The organism is Mesorhizobium sp. BR1-1-15 (genome assembly GCF_020165475.1).
In the GTDB taxonomy this organism is placed as follows: domain Bacteria; phylum Pseudomonadota; class Alphaproteobacteria; order Rhizobiales; family Rhizobiaceae; genus Mesorhizobium.
In genome coordinates this window covers 240909-266585 of record NZ_JAIUIF010000004.1, presented here as the reverse complement: position 1 = coordinate 266585, position 25677 = coordinate 240909, and the positions used below count along the sequence as shown (strand labels likewise).

Genomic DNA, 25677 nt, shown 5'->3' with positions numbered 1-25677 from the left:
CCGCCGAAGCCGGGCGGCAACGGAAGGAGGCCAAAAATGGCCGAACGGTCTTTTGCCAAGGAAGTCGAAAAGCTGAGGCTCGGCGCGGGCGAGGAATTTGCCGGCGAAGGCATCCTCGCCATCACCAAGGCGCTGCTGCAATGCGGTGTCGGCTATGTCGGCGGCTACCAGGGTGCGCCGATCAGCCATCTCATGGACGTGCTGGCCGACGCACAGGACATTCTGGGCGAACTCGGCGTGCATTTCGAGGCGAGCGCCTCGGAAGCCACCGCCACCGCCATGCTGGCGGCCTCGGTGCATTATCCGATCCGCGGCGCGGCGACCTTCAAGTCGACGGTCGGCACCAACGTCGCCTCCGACGCGCTCGCCAACCTCGCCTCCGGCGGCGTCACCGGCGGTGCGTTGATCATCGTCGGCGAGGACTATGGCGAGGGCTCCTCGATCATGCAGGAGCGCAGCCATGCCTTCGCCATGAAGAGCCAGGTCTGGCTGCTCGACCCGCGCCCGAACCTGCCCTCGATCGTCAAGGCCGTGGAAGACGGCTTCGAGTTGTCCGAGGCCTCCAACACGCCTGTCATGCTGCAGGTGCGCATCCGCTGCTGCCATGTCCATGGCCATTTCACCGCCAAAGACAACAAGCGGCCGCCGATGACGGTGGCCGATGCGCTGGAGACGCCGCGCCGCGACACCGGCCGCATCGTGCTGCCGCCCGCTTCCTTCCTGCACGAGAAGGAGAAGGTCGCGAAGCGCTGGCCGGCGGCGGTGGATTTCATCAAGAGCCGCAAGATCAACGAGATCTTCGGTTCCGATCACGGCTCCGTCGGCATCGTCATGCAGGGCGGCATGTACAATTCCGTCATCCGCGCTTTGCAGCGGCTCGGCCTTGCCGACACCTATGGCGAGACCGACGTGCCGCTCTACGTGCTCAATGCCGTGTATCCGTTGATCGACGACGAGTTTCTGTCCTTCTGCGAAGGCAAGCAGGCGGTGCTGGTCGTCGAGGAAGGCCAGCCCAACTACATCGAACAGGCCTTTGCCGCCATGCTGCACAAGGCCGGGCGTGGCACCCGCCTGGTCGGCAAGGAGCACCTGCCGATGGCCGGCGAATATACCGGCCAGGTCATGCTCGACGGCATCGGCGCCTTCCTGCGCACCGAGGCGCCGCATCTTCTGCCCGGCGAAGTGCGGGCTCCCAACAAGGTCGGCGACGGCGTCGACACGGCGGACCTGATCAATGTCGTTCCAGGTCGACCGCCCGGTTTCTGCATCGGCTGCCCGGAGCGGCCGATCTTTGCCGCGACAAAACTGGTCGAACAGGAACTCGGCAAGCACCACATCGCGTCCGACATCGGCTGCCACCTGTTCTCGATCATGCCGCCCTTCGAACTCGGCGCCACCACAATGGGCTACGGGCTCGGCCCGGCCTCGGCCTCGGCCTTCAATTCGCCCGACGCCAAGCGCCGCTCGATCTCCTTCGTCGGCGATGGCGGCTTCTGGCACAATGGCCTGACCTCCTCGATCGGCAATGCGGTGTTCAACAAGAACGACGGCGTCATCGTCATCGTCGACAATTTCTACTCGGCCGCGACGGGGGGACAGGATATCCTGTCGTCTCGCGCCGGCAACAAGACCAAGTCGACGAAGCATCCCATCACCGAGGCCGTGAAAGGCATGGGCGTCAAGTGGCTGCGCCATGTCGACCGCACCTATGACGTCGGCAAGATGCAGGACACGCTGCGCGAGGCGCTGACCACGGACGAGAAAGGCCCGAAAGTCATCGTCGCCTCGTCGGAATGTATGCTCAACCGCCAGCGCCGCGAAAAGCCCCTGGTCGACAAGGCGATCAAGGGTGGGACGCGCATCGTTAAGCCGAAGTTCGGTGTCGACGAGGATATCTGCACCGGCGACCACGCCTGCATGCGGCTGTCCGGCTGCCCGTCGCTGTCGGTGAAGTCGCTCGACGATCCGCTGCGCGACGATCCTGTCGCAAGCATCGACCAGAACTGCGTCGGCTGCGGCAATTGCGGCGAGGTCGCCGATGCGGCGGTGCTGTGCCCGTCCTTCTATCGCGCCGATGTCGTGCACAATCCGAGCCGCTGGGACCGTTTCCTCGAGAGCGCCCGGCGCGCCGTCATCGGTCTTTTGCAGCGTCGCCGCGAAGGCCGCCGTCTGGTGTTCGCCGATGCTTGATCACAACGCCTCATTACGCCCGAAGACAGGCGCCGCCGACGACGAACGCGTTATCAAGCTTGCGGTGCTTGCCGTCGGCGGCCAGGGCGGCGGCGTGCTTGCCGACTGGATCACCGACGTCGCCGAGCGCAACGGGTACGTGGCGCAATCGACCTCGGTGGCCGGCGTCGCCCAGCGCACCGGCGCCACCATCTACTATGTCGAGATGGCCCGTGACACCGGCCGCCTGCCGGTCTTCGCGCTGTCGCCCTCGCAAGGCGACGTCGACATATTGATTGCCGCCGAGCTGATGGAAGCCGGCCGCGCCATTATCCGCGGCTTTGTCACTCCCGACCGCACGACGCTGATCACTTCCTCGCACCGCATCGCCGCCGTATCGGAAAAGATCGAGCCCGGCGACGGCAGGGCGTCGTCGTCGAAGGTGCACGCGACGGCTGAAGCCGCATCGAAGCGCTTCATCGCTTTCGATATGGAAAAGATCGCCGCCGACAGTGGCTCGATGATCTCGGCCAGTCTGCTTGGCGCGCTGGCCGGCTCCGACGCTCTGCCGTTCACGCGCGAAAGCTACCAGGAGGCGATCGGCGCCGGTGGCCGCGGCGTCAAGGCCAGCCTCGCCGCCTTCGCCGCCGCCTATGATCGCGCGCGCGGCACGGCATCATCCGCTGCGCCAAAACCGGCGGAAGCAGCTGTCGTCGGCTCCGCCCTGGCCGCTGGACAGGTGAGTGGCCCGCAAGACCTCCTGCGAGGCTGGCAGGCCCTGGCCGCCCGCATCGACGTGATGCCCGTGGCGGTGCGCGACATGGCGCTGCGCGGTCTGCGAAAGGTCGTGGACTATCAGGACATTGCCTACGGACGCGAATATCTCGACCGCCTGGACAAAGCCGTCGTGCTGGACGGGCCTGATCGAGCCTATGCCCTCTCGATCGCCGCCGCCAAGCATTTGGCGAACGCCCTATGCTACGACGACATGATCCGCGTCGCCGACCTGAAGACGCGCTCGACCCGCGACAGGCGCGTGCGCAAGGAGGTCGGCGTCAGGGATGGCTCGGTCCTGCAGGTGACCGAGTATTTCCATCCGCGCATCGAGGAGTTCTGCGGCACGCTGCCGGCGGGGCTGGGCAGCTACATCGAGAACCGGCCGAAGCTCGCCGCCTTCCTTGACCGTCGCATCAATCGCGGCCGGCGCATCCGTACCGATAGTTTTGCCGGTTTCACCGCTCTGTGGTTCATCGGCGGCCTGCGCCGCTGGCGCCGCCGCCTGCTGCGCCACAAGGTAGAAGCCGCGCATCTGGAGAGCTGGTACGCGCTGGCGCTGGGCCATGCGCGTGAGGACTATGCGTTGGCCGTCGAGATCCTGAACTGCCGCCGGCTGATCAAGGGCTACAGCGACACCCATGTCCGTGCCCAGTCGAAGTTCGACCGCGTGCTGTCGGCGCTCGACCTGCTCAAGGGGCGCGCCGACGCCGCTGACTGGATCAGGCGGTTGCGCGAGGCGGCGCTGAAGGACGAGAAGGGCGACATGCTCGACGGCGCCCTCAAGACGGTGGCGACGCTGGGAGCCGGGCCGACACACTGAGGCCGCGTCGCGCCGTCACCGTGTTTCGACTTGTGAATGAAGCGGCGCAGCTTGCGGGAAAAGATGCAGCAGTCCTGAATCGGCGCGGCGGCGCAGATGTGCATCCACCTCGGCCCGGTCAGCACAGCCATGGAACCTGCCGCCGCAATGGTCACGCAACCGCACCAGATCAGACATGACGGGTGACATCGGCAGGCCGGCGGCATCGAGCAGGCTTGCGCTGAGAAAGGCAATATCGAGCGACGCCATATCGGGCATCGGGTGACGCAGTGGATGATGGAACGTCGTGAGGGTGTAGAAGGTGCGATAGGCGAGCGAGTCAAGCTTGGCCAGCGCGTCACTGCCTGCGGTCGCATCGACAAACGGTTTGGTTGCCGAGGACTGGTGGTCGCCGAATTCGAGCACCACGGCGCCGCGCGTGCCGGCCTCCGCTTCCCGTTGCTTAAGAAAATCCTGAAGGTCGCCGCGCGCGATCGCCATGCGGCGCAGATATTCGCCGACCTGGAAATCGTCCGCGAAAGGCTCGCCTTCCATCTTCAATCCCGGCTCCATCCGCCCCTCATAGGGCGAGTGCGGAAACATGGTCTGGATTTCGAGGAACAGTGGCCGGCCGTCTTCCCGGCGGTGCCTGGCGATGAATGCCTCCGCCGCGTGATAATAGAAACGGTCGCGCAGGTGGTAGAAGGGCGCGGCGATATCCTTGATGTCGAGGACGTTCTCGAACCCGATCGACTTCAAGAAAGGCCCCTCGTTGACGAAGGTAAAGTCCATCGGCGTCATGACGGCCGTTCGATAGCCGCAGCGCGCCAGCAACTCCGGCAACGCGCCGGCGACCTTATCCTGTAGCGTGATCGTCAGATAGGGACTTCGCCAGCCGAAATCGGTGGCCGAAACCCCGGTCATCAAGGACAAATTGCTGATCCAGGTGCCGCCGCCGAACGTCTCGACCTGCATCGGGCGGGGCTCGCCGGCGGCAGGTGCAAATCGCTGCAGGAATCCCGCGCCGCTGGCGATCTGCGGAAAATAGCTTGGATCGGACTGGCTTTCGCTCAACACGAAGAAAATATCGGGAAGCGCTGCCCGGTCGCCGCAGTCGACCGTGTCGGCGAAGGGTGGCTGTGGCGCGACGGCCTGCAGCCGCTGCTCGAACGCCGGCTCGACGACCAGGTTGCGCAGATCCATCAGTGAGATGAAGAAGGCCGACATGTGCCGGCCCTGCATATAGTAGAAGTACCGGTCCTTCGAAGCCTCGGCGGGAAAGGTCAGCGGCACCAGCGTGACGAGGACGGCCAGAAGCAGGGCGCGCGCCGATGCGGGCCAGCCAAGCTTCCGGTCGGCGCGAAAGATCAGGATCGCTGCGGCGATGCCAACCACCAACGCCGCGGCGACAGGCAGGATGAGGTGGAGATAGGAGCCGAGCAGGAAGCGATACACTCCCGGATCCGAGGACACGAAGATCGTGTCGTAGAAGTGCAGCGAGAACCCCTTCATCCGGAACTTGACCGCCGAGATCAGCGTCACCAGGGCAACGGCCATCCAGGCGAGATAGACGGAAAAGGCGAGGCGCCCCGATGTCAGGAACACCGCTCCCGCGAGCGCCGCCACCAATGTCAGCGAGAACGGCACCGACAGCCATTCATGCTCGGCCCGGCCGGCACCAAAAACGCCCGCGAGGCTGATCAGCACCAACGCCAGCGGATGGCAGAGGGCCCGCAAAGGCCCTTGAAGTCGAGATATGGCTTTCCCCACGAACATGTCTGTGCGTTCCTTTGGGGGAGCTTTGTGTCATTTGCAGCTTTCGAACAATTCCATAGTAAATTTAACCTTAATCGCCATGTGCGATGGGAATTCAGACGACCAGATCGCGCATCGGCTTCACCGTCGCGGACTCCGGGAACACCTTGTCGACGAGCACCGCCGCCGAAAGCCCGAACTGGTCGGCGAGCAGGCCTTTCAGCACCGCCCTGACATCGCTGGTCGGCGCCAGGTCGCGCTGCTCGTAGAGCTGGGCCGGCTTCAGGCCCGGCCAGTCGGCTATGACGCGGCCGCCCTTGATCGCGCCGCCGGCGAGCAGCACCACCGACCAGGGCGGCGTCCGGCGGCATGGAGCCTTTGGCCGGGATAGCCACGTCAGCTCCTTGTTCAGGCCCAGCGCGGCGCATGAACCCGTTTTCGGCGCGATGCGCTCAGGTCGGATCGGTTGCTGCGGTCGAGGGGGCCAGGCCGGTGAAGCGGCTGGCCGCCGCGCACGCTTACCAATGACGCCAGCGGTGCCAGACCCGATGTGGGTGCCAGACAGGATGGGGGTGCCAGACGTGGAAGACCGGGCCGGGCCGGTAATAACGCGGATACACAACCCCCCGATTGGGCACGCAGCGCCCCCAGTGGTTGGGATGCCAGCCGGGGCCGCAACCCCATGCCACATGCTCGATCAGCGCCGGGGCGCTTGGCTGGGCCAGCATCGGCGTGGCGGATGCCGCCGCAACGGTCGCGGCCGTTCCGGTCAAGGCAAGCGCGGCGGCGGCCGCGTATTGTGTCAGACGGTTCATGACGATACTCCAAATGGTCTCGAAGTTGAAAACCTGTTCGCACCAGGCGGTCCGGCAGGTGTGCCCTTCTTGCCTTAAACGGCGGCTTCGGCGCATTCCGTCGGTGCTTATGGCGATTTTTTTGGCGCCGGCGGCAACGCGGCGCGTCTTGTCAGCGCCTCAGCCAGCACGGCGCGATCCTCGGCCGAACTTGCCGCGGCAAACTCGACGATGCGCTGCTCCAGCCGCATGCGCATGGTGACGTCGGCGTTGCGGGCCCGCTCGAGCGCGGCCGTCAGCGCTGCCGTGTCGAGGGTGGGCTGCCGCAGCAGGTCGGCGGCCTCGCGCCTGGCCTGCTGGCCGTCGAGGATGACCTGGCGGGATTCGCGCCGGACCTCACGCAACGCCTTGCGGAATATCCTGCGTTCCTGGTCCGGAAGCCGGCCTCCGGCCGCTTCCAGCGAATAGCCCTGGCCCGCCTTGCCACTTCTCAGCCAGACGGCCCCGCCGGCAAGGGCGCCGGCCAGGAAGACGTTCAGCGCCACGGACGCGATGAGGAGCTTGCGGCCCGTGCTCATAGGTTTTCCTCGATCGTGTCGTCGGGACCGGCATCGCCGAACGCCGTCGCATTGGCGTCCAGCACATACTGATCGGGCTGAACCTCAGGCGTGGCGACGATCACCAAAGCCGATCCGGCAACCGCGCCGGCCAGGCCGATGCCGGCAAGTCCCAGTCCCAGCCACCACAAGCGCTGGCGCGAGCGTTGGGCAAGATGCCGGTCGGCAGCCCTCACTATGCCGCCGTGCAGCGCCTTGCCGGGCGCCTCGACGCGATAGCTGTCGAGCAGGGCGTCGAGCTTGCCGGCATCCCTCAGAATGGCCGCGCCCGCGTCGCTTGCGGCAAGGATGCTGCCGGCCGCGCGTTCGGCCTGTGGCCATCGCCGCAAGTCGCCGCCATAGGCTGCCGCCAGCGCGGCAAAGCGTTCGGCATCCATCGTCGGTGCGTCCCTGGATCGGTCAGACATCGGTCTTTCCCTTGCCTGTTGGCCCCTTGCCCGCTGGCATCGCGTGCCCGCACGGCGCGGCGATCATCGGAGCCGGCCGCCAGGCGGTGTCGGCAAGGCGCGAACGCTGCGCCTTCATGGCGGCGCGGTTTTCATTCATGGACATCGTCCCTGGCCAGGATCGCCTGCAGCGCCCTGCGCCCGCGCGAAAGCAGGCTCTCCAGGGCATCGACGCTGATCTCCAGGGTCGTGGCCGCCTCGATGTTCGACATGTCCTGATAGTAGACCAGGATGATGGCTTCGCGCTGCCGCGGCGCGATGGCTCGCAAGGCCTGTTCGACGCGCCACGTGTCTTCCCGCGGCTGGGTATCCGGAAGCGGCGCCGGGTCTACCACCTCCGGCAGATCGTCTGTCACCCATTCGCGGCGGCGGCGCAGCCGGTCGTAGCAGAGGTTCAGCGTCACCCGGTGGATCCAGGTGTCGAAGCGGGCATTGCCGCGCCGCCAGCCCGAGGCATGGCGCCAGAGTCGGACGAAGGTCTCCTGCGCGACATCCTCGGCTTCCGCCGCGTCGCCCAGCATGCGCACGGCAAGCGCCAGGATACGCGGCAGTTTGCGCGCGACCAGCGTTTGCACGGCCGCCGGATCGCCGGCGCCGATACGACGAACCAGATCCTCGTCCGGATCCGCGCTCATCGGCTGGCGCACCCCTGATGGTCATCGCGTGCCATTACCCCCGTTCATTGCTCCGCCTTGGGAGCGGTTTTATGGCCCGGCATTTCGTCGACGCTCAGAACGCCGTCGCCATTCTTGTCCAGCCTGGCGAAGCGCTGGGCGAAGAACGCATCGAGCTCGGCGCGGTCGATGAAGCCGTCATGGTTCGAGTCCGCGCGCGCAAAGGACTGTGTCGGGTCGCCCTTGGTGCCGCGCTTTGCCTGGAGGACCTCCCATTCCAGCAGGCTGATCTTGCCGTCGCCATCCGTGTCGGCGGCCATGATCGCCTTCTCACGCCGCTTCTGGAACTTGGCCAGCGTGATTTCGGGCCTGGTCTTTGACGTGGCTGGCGCGGCAGCGGGGGGCGGTGCAGAAGGGGACGTCGCGGCCGGAGGCTGTGTCGCCGTCTGGGCGAACGCCGTGGCGGTCAGCAGGCTCAAGGCAGCGGCAAGGATCGAACGGCGTATCATGCTGGCGTCTCCGGTTGGCGCGCTGCCATGGCATTGTGCCGTGGCGACGCTTCTTCCGTTAAACGCAGCGGCGGTAGAAATCCGTCGGTGACTTTTGTGCCGGCAGGCGCATGCCGCAACAACGCGCCCGATCGGGCGCTGCTTGCGCCATGTTCGAACCCTTCAGCCGAAGGGCAGGAACTAGAGCAATTCCAAGAAAAGTGTGTACGGTTTTCCCGGGAAAAGCGCGTAGCGCTTTCCCTATGGAATTGCGTAAAAACAAAGAGATAGAGCGTTTCGCCGCTTCCGCGAAACGGTGAACCGTTCTATGTCGATTGGTCCGCCACCACCAGCTGGTCCGGCTTGAAGCCGGCATGCTGCGGGGTCCATACATCGCCCTCGCGGTTGAACCAATGGCACATATATGTGCCGGAGGCGGCACCGTCGCTTATCGTCATCTTCGGGCCTCCGGACTTCAGCTTGACGACGTCTCCGGTCTTGAAACTGTTGGGCATTTTGACCTCCCATGCTGACGCCGGGAGTTTCACATCAAACCTCGGTCTCGACAATGGCGGATGCATTCGGCCAGCATCGCGATCCACAGTGCCAGGCGGCGTTTTGAGGTCGGGTCTCGGTCCCAGTTGTAGATTCGGTCGCAGTTGCAGCAATGTGTCTTGCCGTTTGCTGTCGAAATTGGATGTTGAAATTCCTGTTCGGCTGGTGGAGATTGATCCTCTGCTGAGTATTGAGCGCGGCTATCGCTTCGGCGATGCTGCCGATCTGGCACCATGAGTTTCGGACGGAGTTCTATCGAACCGTGATCAGAAGCAACAAACAACAGCAACCCGCATGCAGTCTCGTGCCGAATACAGTAGAGTTGCGACATTGAGTGAGAGAGGCTTGAAGCGCTTGGGGAAAAGCGAAGGGTTCCCATCAGAGCGCCGGAGGAAATGATTCGTCACGTTATGGTTGCTGCCTGCCCCAACGATCAAGCCGCTGATCAACGCCGGCTGGCAGGGGGGAGTACATGCCCGGGAAAGCATTGAGAGGAGGCCGGTTTGGCGAAGGCCAAGGGGATCGCTCTGGAGATTGCAGAGCATAGCGCAGCGAATCCCGATGCACAGAAGCCGCTGCGCAAGCGCTTGTTCGATCACCCGCTTCTGGTGGTTAAGCGGAAACTGTTATATCGCCTGCTGCATCCCCAGGCGCCACGGCACCCTGTGCCGCTTACAAAGCCGGTCCTCATCGTAGGCTCCGCGCCGGTCTCACACCCGCCGGTGGGTTTTCAGCGCGATGCTTTCACACTCTTTACCGTGAATGGCTCGCAGACCGTCACGGCCCGCTGGGGGATGGGTACCCCTGACGCGACATTTCTTTACGTCAACCAGCTTGACGCGACCAAGCCAAACGCTGTGGCCGTGCGCGCCGTCTTGACCGGCCAGGAGACCGATCTGCTCTGGATTGTGCGCGCACACCGCACGATGGAGGAATTGCGCTGCAACATCGCGGCCTTCAACTACCGCTGTCGCGACCTGCGCACGATGACCCGTCACCAGCGCATGGCGCTCTACGAAGCAGTGATGGGTGTGCCCAATTTCGAGATGCATCTGGAGGAGAAGTTCTCGACCGGAATCACGGCGGTCCTTTACGCCTTGCATAACGGCGCGCCGGCCGTGATCATCACGGGTATTGACCCGGGTTCGCACGGCCATGTGTACAACAAACTGAACATCGACCGGATGCACGTCGGTTCCGACCGTGCCACCCTGCTGGCGCTGTTGGCGCTCGGTTTCCCCCTTTATACGAGCGATCCGCATGTGGCGGGCTCGCTCGGTCTGCCACTCTGGACAGGCCAGTTCGGGAGATGTGAGGTCAAATAACAACGGTCGATGTGGCTTGCTGGTGAGCTGTCTCAAATGTGAGTGCGACGATCCGCTCGACAGCTCCGTCGTGAAGAGGTGCGATGCCGGTTGCTTGGCACTTGTCGCGCAAAAACACCATCGACACCTTCAGAGATGAAACGCTCGTGGCAACCCGGACACACGGCATTGCGAATGTGCTTCTGGTCTTCCGCGTGCAGTGCTGCCATGCTAGATTCGTCTAAATTCACATCAGATTATAGAACTGCCACATGATACCAATCTACATTGGCTATGATCCGCGCGAATCCCGAGTTCTGGACGTGGCGCGATGGAGCGCCTATCGGCGGACAAGCACCCCGTTGCAGATACAGCCGCTCGTGCTCAAGGACCTTGTAGCCCAAGGAATCATGACGCGACCGATGGAAGTACGTGACGGTAAGCTCTGGTGCCCGATTTCCGAGGCGCCGATGGCGACCGAGTTTGCCATATCGCGCTTTGCCGTTCCGTTCATGGGGCAAAGCGGCTGGGCCATGTTCTGCGATTGCGACGTCCTGTTTCTGAAGGATCCGGTCAAACTGCTCGATCTGCTCGATCCTTCCTACGCGATCATGGCGGTCAAGCACCAGCAACGCGAATCCGAAGCGGTCAAGATGGACGGACAAACGCAGACGTTCTATCGCCGCAAGAACTGGTCGTCGGTCGTTTTATGGAATCTGGATCATCCCGCCAACAAGCGGCTGACCAATGAGATGCTCAATACGTGGCCCGGACGTGACCTCCACGCCTTCAAATGGCTTGAGGACCATGAGATCGGCGAATTGCCCCTGGCGTGGAACTACCTCGTCGGGGCTTCGGCTTCCGAACTCGATCCCGCCGATGTCTCGCTGGCGCATTATACGCTCGGCGGCCCTTGGTTTGCGGGTTGGTCCGGCACCACGCAATGGGACGAATTGTGGAGCCGGGAAGAGAGCATCCTGCGCGCGTTTGAGGAACAGGCGGTTCAGATTCCCGGATGAAAACTCCGCTTTCGGATCTCTTGCCAATCTTCCAAAAACCAATTCTTCGCCTGCCCAGGGCCACAGGTCCCGCCTTGGTGATGGGGTCGGCGCCGAATTTTCGCCTCCCGCAGGGATATGATGCCGATTGGGCACTTGTGACCGTCAATGCTTCCCAGCTTTTGGCGGAAACCGTCGGCCTCCCCGTTCCTGATATCGCCGTTATCCGCCGCGGCATTTTTGTCGACGCCAGCGAACAGGATTTCTACAAGCGTGATCTGTTAAATGGACGGCAGGCAAAGCACCTGATCATCCCGGTTTGGCCCGATGTCGAGGACAAGCTGAAAGCCGGTTGTCGCACCTTCAATTATCGTTATGAAACCTTGCAGGCGCTTACCAAATGGCAGCTTGCCAACGTCGTCTGGCAGCTTAGCGGCAAATATCATATGTTCCGCGGCTGGCACCGGAAGATCTCCACCGGAGCCTTCGCGATCATACTGGCGCGTTTCGCCGGCTTTGCCCCTGTCGTCGTCAGCGGGTTTTCCCTGTCCCAGGCCGGGCACGGATACGACACCCGAAACGCCTTTCGATATCACGCCAACGAAGATGCGGCCCTGCTTGGGCGGGTGGTGAGAAGAGGCGAACCGATCTACGCGGAGGATAAAGACTTCGCGGCCGAAAGTGGATTACCCTTGTGGCAGGGGCAGATGCCATGACGGCGACGTCAGCAGCGGCTGGGGAAGTGGTGCCGCTTAGGTGACTCGAACACCTGACCCCATCATTACGAATGATGTGCTCTACCAACTGAGCTAAAGCGGCCCGGGAAGCGTTAGGCCTCCAAGATGGGCTGGGTGATAGACTCAACCGACGGCGAATTCAAGATGGGCGATCGCGAATTCAGGATGCGGCCCGGCAATTCGTGTTGCGCGTCGTTCCGCCCCGACGCATCGCCGACAAAGCCGGCTGCCACGCCCTTACCGATCGGCCGGGACATTGCGCCTGGCCCCGTGCCTCCCTGCCGGCAAAGATCAATGAAGCATGTTGATTTCGTTGCCGGAATACGGCCAAGATGGACTTTGGACACTCCAACGAGGCAGAATGCGGACGCTCGCCCGTTGATTGATTGGTCGGCTGCGGCTAACGATCATGGCGAGGTTTGGGCAACGCACAGAGGGATCTCGCTTGGACGCAATCGAAAAAGCGATCCGGAACGCCCTCGAAAGAGGCAATGCCGAGGACCGCGCATACCGCGAAAAGGTCTATCGCTCGGCTTTCGCCGCGCTCGACCGCGCGCTCCAGGCCAATCCCGGCGTGACGGTGGAAGTCGCCATCAAGCGCCGCAAGGCGATACAGGCCAAGATCACCGAAATCGAATCCGAATTCCTGCCGGCGGTGCCGGATGTCGCTCCCCAGGCTGAGTCCGATGCACCGGCGGTCGAGCTTCCGGCGAGCCCGGCTGCACCCGCCGCAACCGGCGAGAGCGCGGCGCCGCCCGCAGTTTCCGTCGACGAGCCTGCACAGCCGGCTGCCGATGCCCCGCGCTCGCGCGTCTTGCCGGTCGTTCCAGACATCATGCCCGACGCGACCCTTTCCGGCGTGCCGTCCATCGACATGTCGGCTCCCGCTTCGTCCGAAGCCACGGCTGAAGTGGCGCCCGATCGCGACGAGAGGCGCATCAGGGGCCGGCGCCTGCCGCTGACCGCCATCTTCCTCACCGTGACGCTGCTCGCCGCGGTCGGCATCGGCCTGTTTTTCGCCATGCAGACCGGCGTCTTCAAGACCCAGGCTCAGCTCGACACCGCTCCGCCCGAAGCGCCGCCGACCGTCGAGGACGACGATTTCACACCGGCCGATGGCGAGACCGGGCCGGAAAAGCCCGGCGCTGCCGGTCAGGCGCGCAACTGGATCAACGTGTTTTCGCCCACCGACCCGGCGCATGTCAGCGCTCCGTCGGACGCCAAGGCGGAAACGATGAAGGACGATTCCGGGCCATTCCTGCGCATCCAGTCCGGCGCTTCCGGTTCGGCGATCAGCTTCGATGTCGGGCAAGGCGTGCTGGAGAAGCTCGCCGGCAAGCACGCCGTGTTCGATATTGTCGCCCGCGCCGAGGACGGCAAGGACACGCAGATCTCGGTCGACTGCAATTTCGGCGAGCTTGGTGATTGCGGCCGCAAACGCTATGCGGTAGGCCAGCAGCGCAACGAATATCTCTTCGACGTGAAATTCCCCGACAAGCGGCCCGGCTCGGCCGGAACGATCGCCATCAACTCCGATTTCGACAAGCAGGGCAAGGCGGTCAACATTTACGAGATACGCGTCTCCGTCGAGCCTTGAGCGCCGGCACCAGAGAGGGTGCGATCAACGATCGAGCAGCGCCTGCAGCGTCTCGATGCGGTCGGCCTCGTTGGCGGGCTTGTCCCAGCGCAGCCGCGAGATGCGGGGAAAGCGCATGGCAACGCCGGATTTGTGACGCGTCGAACGGTTGAGCCCTTCGAAGGCGACTTCCAGCACCAGCCCGTTGTCACGGTCGGCGCGCACCGAGCGCACAGGCCCGAAACGCTCGATCGTGTTGTCGCGGACATATTTGTCGATCTGCCTCAATTCCTCGTCGGTGAAGCCGAAATAGGCCTTGCCGACCGGCACCAGTTCCTCCTCGCCTTCCGCTCCGGACCAGACGCCGAACGTGTAATCGGAGTAGAAGCTCGAGCGCTTGCCGTGGCCGCGCTGGGCGTACATGAGCACGGCGTCCACCGTGTGCGGGTCACGTTTCCATTTGAACCAGGGCCCCTTCGGCCGGCCGGCGACATAGGGCGAATCCCAGCGCTTCAGCATCACGCCTTCGATGATCGGGTGCGGCGGCGCCCGGCGCAGTTCCTCCAGCGCCTGCCAGTCCGAGAACGCGACGAATGGCGAAAGATCGAAGCGGCTCGGGTCGAGCGTTTTCACGAAGTTTTCGAGGCGGACGCGCCGCTCCCGGAAGGGCAATCCCCGCAAATCCTCCGCGCCGACCTGCAAAAGGTCGTAGCAACGCATGAAAGCCGGATATTGCTGCTGCATCTTCAGTGACACCGTCTTGCGGTTCAACCGCTGCTGGAGATCCGAGAATGTCCCTGTCGCTTCCCGGGGATCGCCGACCAGCAATTCCCCGTCGAGCGTGGCCGAGAAAACCATCGCCTCGGCGAGGTCGGGAAAGGCGCCGGAGACATCGTCGCCGGTGCGCGAATAGAGCCGGCGGATGCCGCCTTCCGACACCGCCTGGACGCGGATGCCGTCCCATTTCCACTCGGCCGCGTAATCGGCGGGGTCGAGCCTGTCGAGATCGCCGTCGCCGACCGGGTTGGACAGCATCACCGGCCGGAACAGTGCCCGCGCGGCCCTCTCGGGCTTTGCGGCCTTGCCTTCCAGCCATGCGAACAAGGCTGTGTACGGCGGCGACAGCCCGTGCCAGAGTTCCTCGATCTCGGCGACGTCGACCTTGCCGAAATCCGCCAGTGCCTGCTTGGCCAGCCGCGCCGACACCCCGATGCGCAACCCGCCGGTGACCAGCTTGATGATGGCGAAGCGGGCCGAGATGCCGGCACTGTCGAGCAGGTTTGACAGCACTTTCGGCCCGTCGGAGCGGCTCGCCGCCTGCAGCTTCGCGACCACCTCACCGAGCGTCGGCTCACGGTTCGGTATGGTTCCGGGCGTCTGCGGCCAGACCAGCGACACGGTCTCGGCGAGATCGCCGACATAGTCGTAGGAATAGCCGAACAGCACCGGATCCATGCGTTCGGTCACCAGGGTGCGCAGCATCGCCGGCTTGATCGCGGCGATGTTGAGGTCGCCGGTGATGGCAGCCAGCGCCAGCCCGCGATCGGGATCCTCGACGCTGCGGAAATAATCGGTCAGCAGCGTCAGCTTGCCGTTGCGCGACGGCGTCAGCACAAGGCGGTCGAGCAGTTCGGCGAAGCGATTCATGCCATCAATCGCCCTCGTCCTCATACCCCACCAGATGCAGTGGCCGCGCAGCGATCCCTTCGAGTTCGCACCAGCGCACCAGCGCCTCCTCGCGGCCGTGTGTCACCCAGATTTCCTCTGCGCCGGTCTCCTTGATCGTGGCGGTCAGTTCGTCCCAGTCGGCATGATCCGAAATGATCAGCGGCAGCTCGACGCCGCCCTGCTTGGCGCGCTGGCGGATGCGCATCCAGCCCGAGGCGAAGCAGGAGATCGGATCGGGAAAGCGCCTCGCCCAGCGATCGGCGAAGGCGGCCGGCGGACCGACGACGATGGCGCCGGTGAAATCATCCTTGCTGGCGCTCTCCACTGTCGCCGGCTCCAGCGTGCCGAGATCGATGCCCTGGCTCTGGTAATAGTCGCTGAGCTTGGCCAGCGCGCCGTGGATATAGATCGGCCTGTCGTAGCCGGCGTCGCGCAACAGACGCATCACCCGTTGCGCCTTGCCCAGCGCGTAGGCTCCGATGAGATGCGAGCGTTCGGGGAACTGCGCCGCCGATTTCAGGAGCCGCGCGATCTCCTCCTCGTCCGGCGGGTGGCGAAACACCGGCAGGCCGAAGGTTGCCTCGGTGATGAACACATCGCACGCGATTGGCTCGAACGGCAGGCATGTCGCGTCCTGCTGCCGCTTGTAGTCGCCGGAGGCGACGATGCGCATGCCCTGATGCACGACCGCGATCTGCGCCGAGCCCAGCACATGGCCGGCCGGATGAAAGCTGATGTCGACGCCGTTGAAGGCAATTCGCTCGCCCAGTCCTGCCGTCTGTGTCGTGCCTGCAAAACCCTCGCCATAGCGAAGCCTCATGATGTCCAGCGTCTGCTGCGTCGCCAGCACCGAGCCGTGGCCGGAGCGTGCGTGGTCGGAATGGCCGTGCGTGATCAGCGCCCGGTTGACCGGCCGCACCGGGTCGATGAAGAAGTCGCCCGGCGGGCAGTAAAGGCCCTCGGGCCGGGGATGGAGCAGGTCGCTGGCGCGCATCGTTCCAAGATAGTGGCTAATTCGGGCGCGGGAAGCCTGTTGCAAGAGACTGCTGACTCGTCCTACAGCCACCCGCCGGGCAGCAGTCAGGCAACGCACTCTGAGGCCTGCGGATGCCTCTGCTGCGAAAAAGCCCCAATCGCATGCCGGATTATGTCGGGGCAGTGTCGTACGGAGGGATTTTCCATGCGCTGGAACATGATGGCCTTGGCATCTTGCCTCGTTATGGCGGGCTGTGTCGGCAACTCCATGTCCGAGCGCCAGGACGAAAACGTCCAGTCCTCATTGCAATATGACAGCGTGCCTTGCGGCCAGTTGCTGGCGCAACGCAACGCCCTGGCTCGGCAATACAATCTGTCCCAGCAGGCCAAGCCGACATTCTCCAACCCCGCGATGGGCTTCGGCCCGTTCATTCCGGATATCCGCTCCAAGACCAAGCGCGATGCCGACAAGGCAAGCGGCGAGGTCGACGCCATGAGCCGGTCTATCGAGCGCCGCGATTGCGGCAAGCCGGACAAGCAGAAGAAGTTCGCTCTGCCCGGCTAACACATGTCGCCTGAAGGCGGTCCCGATGACCACCTGCCAGCGGCCTAATATCCCGCTTTGCGGTCCACCAGGTTCTCCAGCTTTTCGCCCCGCTCGAAGGCATCCATCTGGCGCAGCATGATCGGCGCCAGGTGGACGGGATCGGACGTGGCCGCGGCATGCGGCGTCACGAATACTTTCGGATGGGCCCATAGCGGGCTGGTCTTCGGCAGCGGTTCGACCTCGAACACGTCGAGGCTCGCTTCCTTCAGCGTGCCGTCGTCCAGCGCGCGCACGATGTCGGCATCCTTCTGCAGGCGGCCGCGACCGGCATTGATCAGCACCGAGCCGCCAAGACCGTTGCGCTTGCGCAATTCCTTCAGCACGCCGTAATTGATGATACCCTTGGTATCCGGCGTCAGCGGCAGCAGCACGACCAGTATGTCTGTGGCATTGAGGAACGGGATCAGCCCGGCCTCGCCGCAATAGGTCGCGACACCTTCCATCGGCCGGTCGGTGCGCGACCAGCCATTGACCGCGAAGCCGAGCGACAGCAGCGCCGACGCCGCCGCGCGGCCGAGACTGCCGAGCCCCATGATGCCGACAGAGATATCTTCAGCGGTGCGCTGCGCCGGCTCGCGCCATATCTTCTTCGGCTGCTGCGACCGGTACAGCAGGCCCTGGCGGTGATGATCGAGCACCCGCCAGACGACATATTCGGTCATGTGCTGGGCCAGGTTGCCGGCGACGACCTTGACGATCGGCACGTCCGGCAGGCTGGGATCGGAGAAGATGTGGTCGACACCGGCGCCGATCGAGAAGATGGCGCGCAGATTGGGCAGCGACCCCAACAGGTTCGGCCGCTGTTTCCACACCACCGCATAGGTGATCGAAGGATCGCTGGCGCCGTCCGGCTCGAGCACCACCTCGCGCTCTGCGGACAGCAGTTCGCGCCAGCGCTGCGGGTGAAAGCCGGTGACGGCAAGCAGGATTTTGCCTTTTTCCATTTATGGATTTTGTCCTGTTGTTCGGTTTGGAGCAATTGCGGGAAAGGCGCAAGGCGGCTTTCCGACCGGAATTGCGAAGGAAGGAGTCACTCGCTGACGACCCCCGTCGGGGCGGTTTCTATCTTGAAGGCGGCCGAGATCAGCGCCCGAGTATAGTCGGTTTGCGGCTTTTCAAAAATCTGTTCGGAAGGACCGGCTTCGACGATCTGGCCATTGCGCATGACGATGACATCGTTGGCCAGGGCCCGGATGACCTTGAGGTCGTGGCTGATGAAGAGATAGGCGAGGTCATGCTTGGCCTGCAGGCTGCGCAGGAGGTCGACCACCTGCGCCTGCACGCTCATGTCGAGCGCCGAGGTCGGCTCGTCCAGCATGACGAAACGCGGGTTGAGCACCATGGCGCGAGCAATGGCGACGCGCTGGCGCTGGCCGCCGGAGAATTCGTGCGGATAGCGGTTGCGCGTCGCCGGGTCGAGCCCGACTTCCTTCAGCACGTCGACCACCTTGTCGTCGCGCTCGTCGAGCGACAGCTTCGGCTCGTGGATCTTCAAGCCTTCTTCGATGATCTCGGCGATGGACATGCGGGGGCTGAGCGACCCGAAAGGATCCTGGAAGACGATCTGCAATTCGCGCCTGAGCGGGCGCATGGCGTTGAACGAGAGCTGGTTGATGTCGCGCCCGTTGAACTGGATGGTTCCGCTTGACGAGATCATCCGCGCCAGCGCCAGGCCGAGCGTGGTCTTGCCCGACCCGGACTCTCCAACCACGCCCAGCGTCTGGCCGGCCCGCACGGTGACATCGATGCCGTCGACCGCCTTCACATGGTCGACGGTGCGCCGGAAGAAGCCCTGCTTGATCGGAAACCAGACTTGGATGTCCTTGCCGGTCATCACGGGTGCCGCGGCGCTGTTGGCCGCGGGTGGCTTGCCCTTGGGCTCGGCCGCCAGAAGATGGCGCGTATAGGCGTGCTGCGGATTGGCGAAGATGTCCTTGGTAGGCCCCATCTCGACGATCTTGCCCTTGGTCATCACGCACACCCGGTCGGCGATCTTGCGCACGATGCCGAGGTCGTGGGTGATGAACAGCATCGACATGCCCTTGCGGCTCTTCAGGCCGGCCAGCAATTCGAGGATCTGCGCCTGTACGGTGACGTCGAGCGCTGTCGTCGGCTCGTCGGCGATCAGGAGTTCCGGTTCGTTGGCCAGCGCCATGGCGATCATGACGCGCTGGCGCTGGCCGCCGGACAGCTGGTGCGGATAGGCGTCGAGCCGTTTCTGCGGATCGCGGATGCCGACCTCGTTGAGCAGGGCCAGCGTGCGCGCCTTGGCCGCGCGGTCGGCCATGCCCTGGTGCAGCTTCAGGATCTCGACGATCTGCTGCTCGATCGTGTGCAGCGGATTGAGCGAGGTCATCGGCTCTTGGAAGATCATGGTGATCTTGTTGCCGCGCACCTGCCGCAGTTGCTTCTCGTTCATGGCGAGCAGGTCGGCGCCCTGGAACAGGATCCTGCCCGAGGGGTGGCTGGCGCTGGGATAGGGCAAGAGCTTCAGCACGGACAGCGCCGAGACCGATTTGCCGGAGCCGGATTCGCCGACCAGCGCCACCGTCTCGCCCTTGGCGATGTCGAAGGAGATGTGATCGACGGCCAGCGACTGCTGTCCGCCTTGCGCAAAGGCGACGCTGAGGTCCTGGACCGAGAGCAAGGGGGCGTCGCTCATCGGAACGTCTTGCGCGGATCGAAGGCGTCGCGTGTCGCCTCGCCGACGAAGACCAACAGCGACAGCATCAGCGAGATGACGACGAAGCCGGAAATGCCGAGCCACGGCGCGTTGAGATTGCGCTGCGCCTGCTTGAGCAATTCGCCGAGCGAGGCCGAGCCCGGCGGCAGGCCGAAACCGAGATAGTCTAGCGAGGTCAGCGTCGAGATCGAGCCTGAGAGCAGGAACGGCAGGAAGGTCAGTGTCGCCACCATGGCGTTGGGCAACAGGTGCCGGAACATGATGGTGCGGTTGCGCACGCCGAGCGCGCGCGCCGCGTTGACGTACTCGAAATTGCGCGCGCGCAGGAATTCGGCCCGCACCACGCCGACCAGCGCCACCCAGGAGAAGAGCAGCATCAGCCCGAGCAGGATGAAGAAGCCCGGCGGCAATATGGCGGCGACGATGAGCAGGAGGTAGAGCACGGGGATCGCCGACCATATCTCGATGAAGCGCTGGAACAGCAGGTCCGTCCAGCCGCCGAAATAGCCCTGTAGGGCGCCGGCCGCGACGCCGATCAGAGCCGAGCCGGCGGTCAGGATCAGTCCGAACAGCACCGAGATGCGGAAACCGTAGATGACCCGCGCCAGCACGTCGCGCGCCTGGTCGTCGGTGCCCAGCCAGTTCCAGTTACCGACGCTGCAGGCCGGATCAGCAGCCCCTTGCGGGTACTGGTTGCAGCGCGTCTTGGCGTCATACTGCCAGGACGGCTTGGCCGGGGCTGCTTCGGGAATGGCGTTGTTGACGGTCTGGTAGGAATAGCGGATCGGCGGCCAGATCATCCAGCCATTGGCGTTGATCTCGTCCTGGATCACCGGGTCGCGATAGTCGGTGACGGCATAGAAGCCGCCGAACTTCTCTTCGGGATAGGCGACCAGCACCGGAAACAGGATCTCGCCCTTGTAGGAGGCGATGATCGGCTTGTCGTTGGCGATGAATTCGGCGAACAGCGACAGCACGAACAGGACAAGGAAGATCCACAGCGACCAGTAGCCGCGCCGGTTGGCCTTGAAGTTCTCTAGGCGGCGCTTGTTGAGCGGCGACAGAAACGGCCGCGGCATCCGCTCCGGCACGACCCCGGCGGTAACACTTGCCTCCGACATCAAACGTCTCTCCGCTCGAAATCGATGCGCGGATCGACCCAGGTGTAGATGAGGTCGGACAGCAATCCGACGAACAGGCCGAGAAGCGAGAAGATGTAGAGGTTGGCGAATACCACGGGATAGTCGCGTTCGACCACCGACCGGAAGCCGAGCAGGCCGAGCCCATCGAGCGAGAAGATGTTTTCGATCAGCAGCGAACCGGTGAAGAAGGCCGAGATGAAGGCGCCGGGAAAACCGGCGATGACAATCAGCATGGCGTTGCGGAAGACATGGCCATAGAGCACCTGCCGTTCCGAGAGGCCCTTGGCGCGGGCGGTCACCACATACTGCTTGCGGATTTCCTCCAGGAAGGAATTCTTGGTCAGCAGCGTCGTCGTGGCGAAGGCCGACAGCACCAGCGCCGTCAGCGGCAAGGTCATGTGCCAGAGATAGTCCCCGATCTTGGCCGGCCATGACAACTGGTCCCAATTGTCCGAGACGATGCCGCGCAGCGGGAACCAGTCCCAGAACGAACCACCGGCAAACAGCACCATCAGCATGATGCCGAACAGGAAACCCGGAATGGCATAGCCGACGATGACGACGCCGCTGGTCCAGATGTCGAAGGGGCTGCCGTCCTTCACCGCCTTGCGGATGCCGAGCGGGATCGAGATCAGGTAGGACAGGAGCGTGATCCACAGCCCGATCGAGATCGACACCGGCATTTTTTCCAGGATCAGGTTGAGCACCGAAATGTCGCGGAAATAACTGTCGCCGAAATCGAACCGGATATAATTCCACAGCATCAGGCCGAAGCGCTCGAGCGGCGGCTTGTCGAAGCCGAACTGCTTCTCCAGCTTCTTGATGAATTCCGGATCGAGCCCCTGCGCGCCGCGATATTTTGAACCGACGTCACCGGCGGCATCGAAATTACCGCCGCCCGCATCGCCGCCGCCACCGCCCAGACGGTCGCTGCCACCCTGGTTCGTCAGCTTGGCGATGACCTGCTCGACCGGGCCGCCGGGCGCAAACTGGATGACGGCGAACGAGATCGCCATGATGCCGAACAGGGTCGGAATCATCAAAAGGATGCGGCGCAGGATATAGGCGCCCATCAGATGGTACCCTCCCGACGCATGTGATTGGCGAAACCGTCGATGAACGCGCCTCTTTCCCCGTCACTATACGGGCAGAGGATGCCGGCAGGCAGGTGAGGGGCGGTGCTTACGCCCGCAAGAAATTCAGCCTTTGCCAATTTTTGCCGCCTTGCCCTTGTCGAACCACCACAGCGTCTCGACCGGAAAGCCGAAATCGGGCTTTTGCTCGACGAAGCCGAACATGTCCCAATAGGCGACGCGGTGATTCGCCAGATAGTATGTTGGAATCCAGTCCAGCCGCGCGCGCAAGACCCGATCGAGGGCTTTGAGCGCGGTGACGAGTTCGGACCGGCTTTGCGCCTTGCCGGCTGCCACGATCAACGCGTCGATGGCCTTGCTTTCTGTTCCGGGGTAGTTGCGCTGCCCCGGGATTTTCGCCATTCGAGAATCATAGAGCATCTCCAGGCTGTCGTCAGTCGGCGTCGCCCCGATCGACCAATGCAGCACGGTAAGATCGAAGTCGAAATCGCTCTGCCGCTGTTCATATTGCGCCGAATCGACCTGCCGGATCGAAGCGTCGATCCCGATCGCCTTCATATTCTCGGACCATGGGGTGTAGATGCGAACGATGCCGTCATCCTCCGTCAGCATTTCCACCCGTAGCCGCTCGCCCTTGTCGTTGACGACGAAATTGCCCGCCCGCTTCCAGCCGGCTTGCGCGAGCAATCTCGAAGCCTCGCCCAGCAGCTTGCGGTCATCGCCTGACCCGTCGGACAGAGGCTGCGTCACGGCTTCGCCAAAAACCTCCGGTGGCAACTCGGCCCGGAATGGCTCCAGCAGGACCAGTTCCTCAGGCGAGGGCAAGCCTTCGGCCTTATAATCCGACCGTTCGAAGTTCGATTGAGAGCGCTCGTAAGAGCCATAAAACAACGCCCGCTTCATCCATTCGAAATCGAAACACCGGGCGATCGCCCGTCGCACCCGCTCATCGCGGAATTGCGCACGACGCTGGTTCAGTGCGACGCCCTGCATGTCTGGCGTCTTCTCGCCGGGAAATTCCCGCTTGACGACCTTGCCGTCCTTCAGCGCCGGAAAGTCGTATCCGGTCGCCCAGACCCGCGCGGTAAACTCCTCGCGAAAATGGGTATCGCCCTTCTTGAAGGCTTCGAACGCCGCCTGCCGGTCGAGATAGAAGTCGATGCGGATACGGTCGAAATTGTACTGGCCGCGATTCACCGGGAGGTCGCGGCCCCAATAGTCGGCCACGCGCTCATATTCGACTGTCTGTCCCGCGGCCACTCGCCCCATTTTGTATGGTCCCGAGCCGAGCGGCGGCGTCATCGTCGAGGCATTGAAATCATTGGCCGCATAAAAGGCCTTGGACACGATCGGCATCGCCACGATCCTGAGGATGTTTTGCGCGGACTGTTCGCCGTTGAAGGTAAGGTTGAGGGTGAGCGGATCCTCGGCGACCGCGTCGGTCATATACCGCAACGCCTGGGAAAGGTTCGGATGCCCTTGCTCTTTGTAAAGCTTCAACGCGAAGACTACGTCTTCGGCGGTTAGCGGCGAGCCGTCGTGGAAACGCGCTTGCGGTCGCAGCGCGAAGCGGAAGCCGTTGCGGTCTTGCGACAAGGTGACGGACTCGGCAAGCAGGCCGTAGACCGCATCCGGCTCGTCGAGCGCGCTTGCCATCAAGGAATCGAAACAGAGTTCGGTGCGCGGCGGCGCATCTCCTTTCAATACCAGGGAATTCAACGTGTTGAAGGTCAGGAAGCTTTGGTTGAGCGTGGCGTTCGGCGGCGCGAAATTCATCTGGCCGCCCTTGGGTGCATCCGGATTGACGTAGTCGAAATGCGTGAAATCCGGTTTGTATTTGAGGTCGCCATAGGCGGACAGGCCGTGCAGTTTGGTGCCGGTCGCAATATTGGCAAAGGCTTTTCCGGGCAATAGGGCGGCGACAGCGGCGGCACTGCCCAGGCCCAGGAAATCGCGACGGGGCAGCACCGCCATCAATTGTTGCCCTTGTATTTGGCCGCCAGCGCCTTTTCCTTCTCCGGATCGATCCACCAGGAATTCTGGTCGGCGCCGATATAGCTCGGCTGTTTGGCGGGAATGCCGAATTTGTTCCAGTAAGCCAGCCAGACCACGGCTCGATAGTACTGCGGCACGACGTAGTAGTTCCACAGCAGCACGCGGTCGAGTGCATGAGTGGCGGCAACCAGATCCTTGCGGTCGGTGGCGAAGATGATGCGGTCGACCAGGGCATCGACGACCGGGTTCTTGATGCCGGCGTAGTTGCGCGACCCCGGCCTGTCGGCGGCCTTGGAACTCCAGAAGTCGCGCTGCTCATTGCCAGGCGATTCCGACTGGCCGAGCTGCCCGATAATGACATCGTAGTCGAAATTGTTGACGCGGTTGACGTACTGGGTCTGGTCGATGATGCGCAACGTAGCGTCGACGCCGATCTTGCGCAGATTGGCGATATAGGGGCTGGAGATGACCTGGTCGGTGTCGTTCCAGCCGAGTATCTCGAACTTGAACGGCTCGCCGGTCTTGGCATTGACCATCTTGCCGCCCTTGATCACCCATCCAGCCTTGGCGAAGAGGTCGACTGCCTGCTTCAGGTATTTCCGCTCGGCCTGCGGTGAATCGTAGACCGGCAGCTTGAATTCCTGCGTGAACAGCTCGGGCGGCAGCTTGTCGCGATACTGTTCAAGAATTTCCAGCTCCTTGCCTTGCGGCAAGCCGCTGGAGGCCAGTTCAGTTCCCTGGAAATAGCTGCTGGTGCGGGTGTTGAAACCGTAGAACAGCGTACGGTTCATTGTCTCGAAGTCGAAAGGATAGGTCAGCGCGGCCCGTACCAGGCGGTCCTGGAACAGCGGGCGCCTCTGGTTGAGCATGAAAGCCTGCATCGGCTCTGGCGAGGTGGTCTTGAATTCCTGCTTGATGACATCGCCGGCCTTGACCGCCGGGAAATCATAGAATGTCTTCCAGCGCTTCGAACTGTTTTCCGGTTTGATGTCGTCAAGTCCGCCCTTGGTGAAGGCCTGCCAGGCGGCATTGTCATCAAGAATGTAAGTGAAACGCTGCCTGTCGAAATTCTCGCGGCCGATCTTCACCGGCAGCTTGGCACCCCAATAGTCCGGCACGCGCTGCCAGACGATTTCCGAGCCAGGCTTGAAGCTGGCGATCTTGTAGGCGGCGGAGCCGAGCGGCGGCTCCAGCGTCGGCCTGGTGACGTCGCGCTTCTTGCCGTTGGCATCGGTGCCTTCCCACCAATGTTTCGGCAGCACGGCGAGATCACCCAGGATTTTAGGCAGCTCGCGGTTGCCCTTCTGGCTGAAATGAAACTCGACTTCGCGATCCGAGACAGCCACGGCATCCGTGACGTTCTCGAAATAGCGGCTGTACATCGGGCTGTTCGCCTTCAGCACCTGGAATGACCAGATCACGTCGTCGACGGTGATAGGCTGGCCGTCATGCCACTTCGCGCGGGTGTCGAGCCGGTAAGTCGCCGAGGAAAAGTCGGCCGGGTATTTGTAGGCGTCGGCGATCAGCGGATGACTGACACTGCCTTCGTCGGTCGCCTGCTCCATCAGCGTGTCGTAGAGCAGGCCGCCGCCGAACCCGACCAGGCCGGCGGCCGGTGAACCCTGCACGATATAGGGATTGAAGCTGTCGAACGTGCCCAGTACCACCGAATTCAGCGTGCCGCCTTTGGGCGCGTTGGGATTGACGTAGTCATAGTGCTGGAAATTGTCGCCATATTTGGATTCGCCGATCAGCGATGAGGTGGTGCGCCATTCATCGGCCAGGGCCGCCTGCAACCCCGCGGCCAGCAGGGCCGCCGCCAGCAACGATTTGAGAAGCACTCGGCCAAGCGTCATCCACTGTCCTCTTCGCGATGCGTGCCAT

At 63.3% G+C, this 25677-nt stretch carries 23 protein-coding genes, 1 tRNA gene and 1 pseudogene; 7 read left to right on the top strand and 18 right to left on the bottom strand.

Going from position 1 to position 25677, the window contains the following annotated elements; all coding sequences use genetic code 11:
- The first annotated feature begins 36 nt into the window (after positions 1 to 36).
- Both LB541_RS09835 and LB541_RS09830 read left to right on the top strand, forming a co-directional pair.
- Positions 37 to 2190 (top strand): indolepyruvate ferredoxin oxidoreductase subunit alpha, encoded by a 2154-nt coding sequence (locus LB541_RS09835; RefSeq protein WP_224618243.1) that lies wholly within the window; start codon positions 37 to 39, stop codon positions 2188 to 2190.
- Positions 2183 to 3766, top strand: coding sequence for an indolepyruvate oxidoreductase subunit beta family protein (locus LB541_RS09830; protein ID WP_140564895.1), 1584 nt, complete (start codon positions 2183 to 2185; stop codon positions 3764 to 3766). The genes LB541_RS09835 and LB541_RS09830 overlap by 8 nt, the downstream gene beginning before the upstream one ends.
- Positions 3767 to 3781: 15 nt before the next feature.
- Here LB541_RS09830 and LB541_RS09825 read toward each other — a convergent pair whose 3' ends face one another.
- From LB541_RS09825 to LB541_RS09785, 9 genes and pseudogenes are all read right to left on the bottom strand, one after another.
- A complete protein-coding gene (locus LB541_RS09825; RefSeq protein WP_224618240.1) occupies positions 3782 to 5521 on the bottom strand; it encodes a sulfatase-like hydrolase/transferase in 1740 nt (579 codons plus the stop codon).
- 94 nt (positions 5522 to 5615) lie between these two features.
- Positions 5616 to 5849: pseudogene (locus LB541_RS09820) on the bottom strand (hypothetical protein); the annotation flags it as partial.
- A 169-nt stretch (positions 5850 to 6018) separates the two neighbouring features.
- Positions 6019 to 6315 carry a GCG_CRPN prefix-to-repeats domain-containing protein gene (locus LB541_RS09815; protein WP_140496949.1) on the bottom strand — a complete coding sequence of 99 codons (297 nt, stop codon included), beginning with the start codon at positions 6313 to 6315 and terminating at the stop codon, positions 6019 to 6021.
- A 107-nt stretch (positions 6316 to 6422) separates the two neighbouring features.
- Positions 6423 to 6872, bottom strand: coding sequence for a periplasmic heavy metal sensor (locus LB541_RS09810; protein WP_140556769.1), 450 nt, complete (start codon positions 6870 to 6872; stop codon positions 6423 to 6425).
- Positions 6869 to 7318: a hypothetical protein gene (locus LB541_RS09805; RefSeq protein WP_140556767.1), complete on the bottom strand. Its 450-nt coding sequence runs from the start codon at positions 7316 to 7318 to the stop codon at positions 6869 to 6871. The genes LB541_RS09810 and LB541_RS09805 overlap by 4 nt, the downstream gene beginning before the upstream one ends.
- Positions 7311 to 7457, bottom strand: a complete 147-nt coding sequence (locus LB541_RS09800) for a hypothetical protein (protein ID WP_181165287.1) — start codon at positions 7455 to 7457, stop codon at positions 7311 to 7313. Before LB541_RS09800 ends, LB541_RS09805 begins: the two co-directional genes overlap by 8 nt.
- Positions 7450 to 7992: an RNA polymerase sigma factor gene (locus tag LB541_RS09795; protein ID WP_140738423.1), complete on the bottom strand. Its 543-nt coding sequence runs from the start codon at positions 7990 to 7992 to the stop codon at positions 7450 to 7452. Before LB541_RS09795 ends, LB541_RS09800 begins: the two co-directional genes overlap by 8 nt.
- Before the next feature lie 44 nt (positions 7993 to 8036).
- Positions 8037 to 8480 (bottom strand): EF-hand domain-containing protein, encoded by a 444-nt coding sequence (locus LB541_RS09790; RefSeq protein WP_140547746.1) that lies wholly within the window; start codon positions 8478 to 8480, stop codon positions 8037 to 8039.
- A 305-nt stretch (positions 8481 to 8785) separates the two neighbouring features.
- Positions 8786 to 8974: a YodC family protein gene (locus LB541_RS09785; RefSeq protein WP_140496939.1), complete on the bottom strand. Its 189-nt coding sequence runs from the start codon at positions 8972 to 8974 to the stop codon at positions 8786 to 8788.
- A gap of 543 nt (positions 8975 to 9517) precedes the next feature.
- On the opposite strand from LB541_RS09785, the gene LB541_RS09780 reads away from it, so the two are divergent.
- The 3 genes from LB541_RS09780 (at position 9518) to LB541_RS09765 (ending at position 12032) form a co-directional block, all read left to right on the top strand.
- Positions 9518 to 10339 (top strand): membrane-anchored protein, encoded by an 822-nt coding sequence (locus LB541_RS09780; protein ID WP_224618237.1) that lies wholly within the window; start codon positions 9518 to 9520, stop codon positions 10337 to 10339.
- 359 nt (positions 10340 to 10698) lie between these two features.
- On the top strand, positions 10699 to 11337 hold the full coding sequence (locus tag LB541_RS09770; RefSeq protein WP_224618235.1) for a hypothetical protein: 639 nt from the start codon (positions 10699 to 10701) through the stop codon (positions 11335 to 11337).
- Complete coding sequence (locus LB541_RS09765) at positions 11334 to 12032, top strand: hypothetical protein (RefSeq protein WP_140559695.1); 699 nt, start codon at positions 11334 to 11336, stop codon at positions 12030 to 12032. Before LB541_RS09770 ends, LB541_RS09765 begins: the two co-directional genes overlap by 4 nt.
- A 27-nt stretch (positions 12033 to 12059) precedes the next feature.
- Here the strand turns inward: LB541_RS09765 and LB541_RS09760 are convergent.
- Positions 12060 to 12135 (bottom strand) — tRNA-Thr (locus tag LB541_RS09760).
- A 363-nt stretch (positions 12136 to 12498) separates the two neighbouring features.
- On the opposite strand from LB541_RS09760, the gene LB541_RS09755 reads away from it, so the two are divergent.
- Entirely contained in the window at positions 12499 to 13650 is a 1152-nt protein-coding gene (locus LB541_RS09755) for a hypothetical protein (RefSeq protein ID WP_224618234.1), read from the top strand.
- Positions 13651 to 13674: 24 nt separating this feature from the next.
- On the opposite strand, the gene LB541_RS09750 is transcribed toward LB541_RS09755, so the two are convergent.
- Together LB541_RS09750 and LB541_RS09745 are read right to left on the bottom strand one after the other, a co-directional pair.
- Complete coding sequence (locus LB541_RS09750; RefSeq protein WP_140685052.1) at positions 13675 to 15276, bottom strand: cisplatin damage response ATP-dependent DNA ligase; 1602 nt, start codon at positions 15274 to 15276, stop codon at positions 13675 to 13677.
- Positions 15277 to 15280: 4 nt separating this feature from the next.
- Positions 15281 to 16291 carry a ligase-associated DNA damage response exonuclease gene (locus LB541_RS09745; RefSeq protein ID WP_140496897.1) on the bottom strand — a complete coding sequence of 337 codons (1011 nt, stop codon included), beginning with the start codon at positions 16289 to 16291 and terminating at the stop codon, positions 15281 to 15283.
- A gap of 249 nt (positions 16292 to 16540) precedes the next feature.
- On the opposite strand from LB541_RS09745, the gene LB541_RS09740 reads away from it, so the two are divergent.
- The gene (locus LB541_RS09740) at positions 16541 to 16837 is read left to right on the top strand and encodes a hypothetical protein (RefSeq protein ID WP_224618233.1); all 297 of its coding nucleotides are present in this window, start codon (positions 16541 to 16543) and stop codon (positions 16835 to 16837) included.
- A 44-nt stretch (positions 16838 to 16881) separates the two neighbouring features.
- Here the strand turns inward: LB541_RS09740 and LB541_RS09735 are convergent, their stop codons facing one another.
- The 6 genes from LB541_RS09735 to LB541_RS09710 all read right to left on the bottom strand — a co-directional run bounded on the left by LB541_RS09735 (position 16882) and on the right by LB541_RS09710 (position 25649).
- A complete protein-coding gene (locus tag LB541_RS09735) occupies positions 16882 to 17823 on the bottom strand; it encodes a 2-hydroxyacid dehydrogenase (protein WP_140496893.1) in 942 nt (313 codons plus the stop codon).
- Positions 17824 to 17909: 86 nt separating this feature from the next.
- A complete protein-coding gene (locus LB541_RS09730; protein WP_224618232.1) occupies positions 17910 to 19541 on the bottom strand; it encodes an ABC transporter ATP-binding protein in 1632 nt (543 codons plus the stop codon).
- On the bottom strand, positions 19538 to 20683 hold the full coding sequence (locus LB541_RS09725) for an ABC transporter permease (protein ID WP_140556756.1): 1146 nt from the start codon (positions 20681 to 20683) through the stop codon (positions 19538 to 19540). Before LB541_RS09725 ends, LB541_RS09730 begins: the two co-directional genes overlap by 4 nt.
- A complete protein-coding gene (locus LB541_RS09720; protein ID WP_140496886.1) occupies positions 20683 to 21777 on the bottom strand; it encodes a microcin C ABC transporter permease YejB in 1095 nt (364 codons plus the stop codon). The genes LB541_RS09725 and LB541_RS09720 overlap by 1 nt, the downstream gene beginning before the upstream one ends.
- A 126-nt stretch (positions 21778 to 21903) precedes the next feature.
- Entirely contained in the window at positions 21904 to 23772 is a 1869-nt protein-coding gene (locus tag LB541_RS09715; protein WP_224618231.1) for an extracellular solute-binding protein, read from the bottom strand.
- Positions 23772 to 25649 (bottom strand): extracellular solute-binding protein, encoded by a 1878-nt coding sequence (locus LB541_RS09710; RefSeq protein WP_224618230.1) that lies wholly within the window; start codon positions 25647 to 25649, stop codon positions 23772 to 23774. Before LB541_RS09710 ends, LB541_RS09715 begins: the two co-directional genes overlap by 1 nt.
- Between the last annotated feature and the right edge of the window lie 28 nt (positions 25650 to 25677).

Excerpts from the sequence above, each read along its gene's own strand:
- LB541_RS09835 (WP_224618243.1), top strand. The coding sequence starts at position 37 with ATGGCCGAACGGTCTTTTGCCAAGGAAGTCGAAAAGCTGAGGCTCGGC.
- LB541_RS09830 (WP_140564895.1), top strand. The coding sequence starts at position 2,183 with ATGCTTGATCACAACGCCTCATTACGCCCGAAGACAGGCGCCGCCGAC.
- LB541_RS09825 (WP_224618240.1), bottom strand. The coding sequence starts at position 5,521 with ATGTTCGTGGGGAAAGCCATATCTCGACTTCAAGGGCCTTTGCGGGCC.
- LB541_RS09815 (WP_140496949.1), bottom strand. The coding sequence starts at position 6,315 with ATGAACCGTCTGACACAATACGCGGCCGCCGCCGCGCTTGCCTTGACC.
- LB541_RS09810 (WP_140556769.1), bottom strand. The coding sequence starts at position 6,872 with ATGAGCACGGGCCGCAAGCTCCTCATCGCGTCCGTGGCGCTGAACGTC.
- LB541_RS09805 (WP_140556767.1), bottom strand. The coding sequence starts at position 7,318 with ATGTCTGACCGATCCAGGGACGCACCGACGATGGATGCCGAACGCTTT.
- LB541_RS09800 (WP_181165287.1), bottom strand. The coding sequence starts at position 7,457 with ATGAATGAAAACCGCGCCGCCATGAAGGCGCAGCGTTCGCGCCTTGCC.
- LB541_RS09795 (WP_140738423.1), bottom strand. The coding sequence starts at position 7,992 with ATGAGCGCGGATCCGGACGAGGATCTGGTTCGTCGTATCGGCGCCGGC.
- LB541_RS09790 (WP_140547746.1), bottom strand. The coding sequence starts at position 8,480 with ATGATACGCCGTTCGATCCTTGCCGCTGCCTTGAGCCTGCTGACCGCC.
- LB541_RS09785 (WP_140496939.1), bottom strand. The coding sequence starts at position 8,974 with ATGCCCAACAGTTTCAAGACCGGAGACGTCGTCAAGCTGAAGTCCGGA.
- LB541_RS09765 (WP_140559695.1), top strand. The coding sequence starts at position 11,334 with ATGAAAACTCCGCTTTCGGATCTCTTGCCAATCTTCCAAAAACCAATT.
- LB541_RS09750 (WP_140685052.1), bottom strand. The coding sequence starts at position 15,276 with ATGAATCGCTTCGCCGAACTGCTCGACCGCCTTGTGCTGACGCCGTCG.
- LB541_RS09745 (WP_140496897.1), bottom strand. The coding sequence starts at position 16,291 with ATGCGCGCCAGCGACCTGCTCCATCCCCGGCCCGAGGGCCTTTACTGC.
- LB541_RS09740 (WP_224618233.1), top strand. The coding sequence starts at position 16,541 with ATGTCCGAGCGCCAGGACGAAAACGTCCAGTCCTCATTGCAATATGAC.
- LB541_RS09735 (WP_140496893.1), bottom strand. The coding sequence starts at position 17,823 with ATGGAAAAAGGCAAAATCCTGCTTGCCGTCACCGGCTTTCACCCGCAG.
- LB541_RS09730 (WP_224618232.1), bottom strand. The coding sequence starts at position 19,541 with ATGAGCGACGCCCCCTTGCTCTCGGTCCAGGACCTCAGCGTCGCCTTT.
- LB541_RS09725 (WP_140556756.1), bottom strand. The coding sequence starts at position 20,683 with ATGTCGGAGGCAAGTGTTACCGCCGGGGTCGTGCCGGAGCGGATGCCG.
- LB541_RS09720 (WP_140496886.1), bottom strand. The coding sequence starts at position 21,777 with ATGGGCGCCTATATCCTGCGCCGCATCCTTTTGATGATTCCGACCCTG.
- LB541_RS09715 (WP_224618231.1), bottom strand. The coding sequence starts at position 23,772 with ATGGCGGTGCTGCCCCGTCGCGATTTCCTGGGCCTGGGCAGTGCCGCC.
- LB541_RS09710 (WP_224618230.1), bottom strand. The coding sequence starts at position 25,649 with ATGACGCTTGGCCGAGTGCTTCTCAAATCGTTGCTGGCGGCGGCCCTG.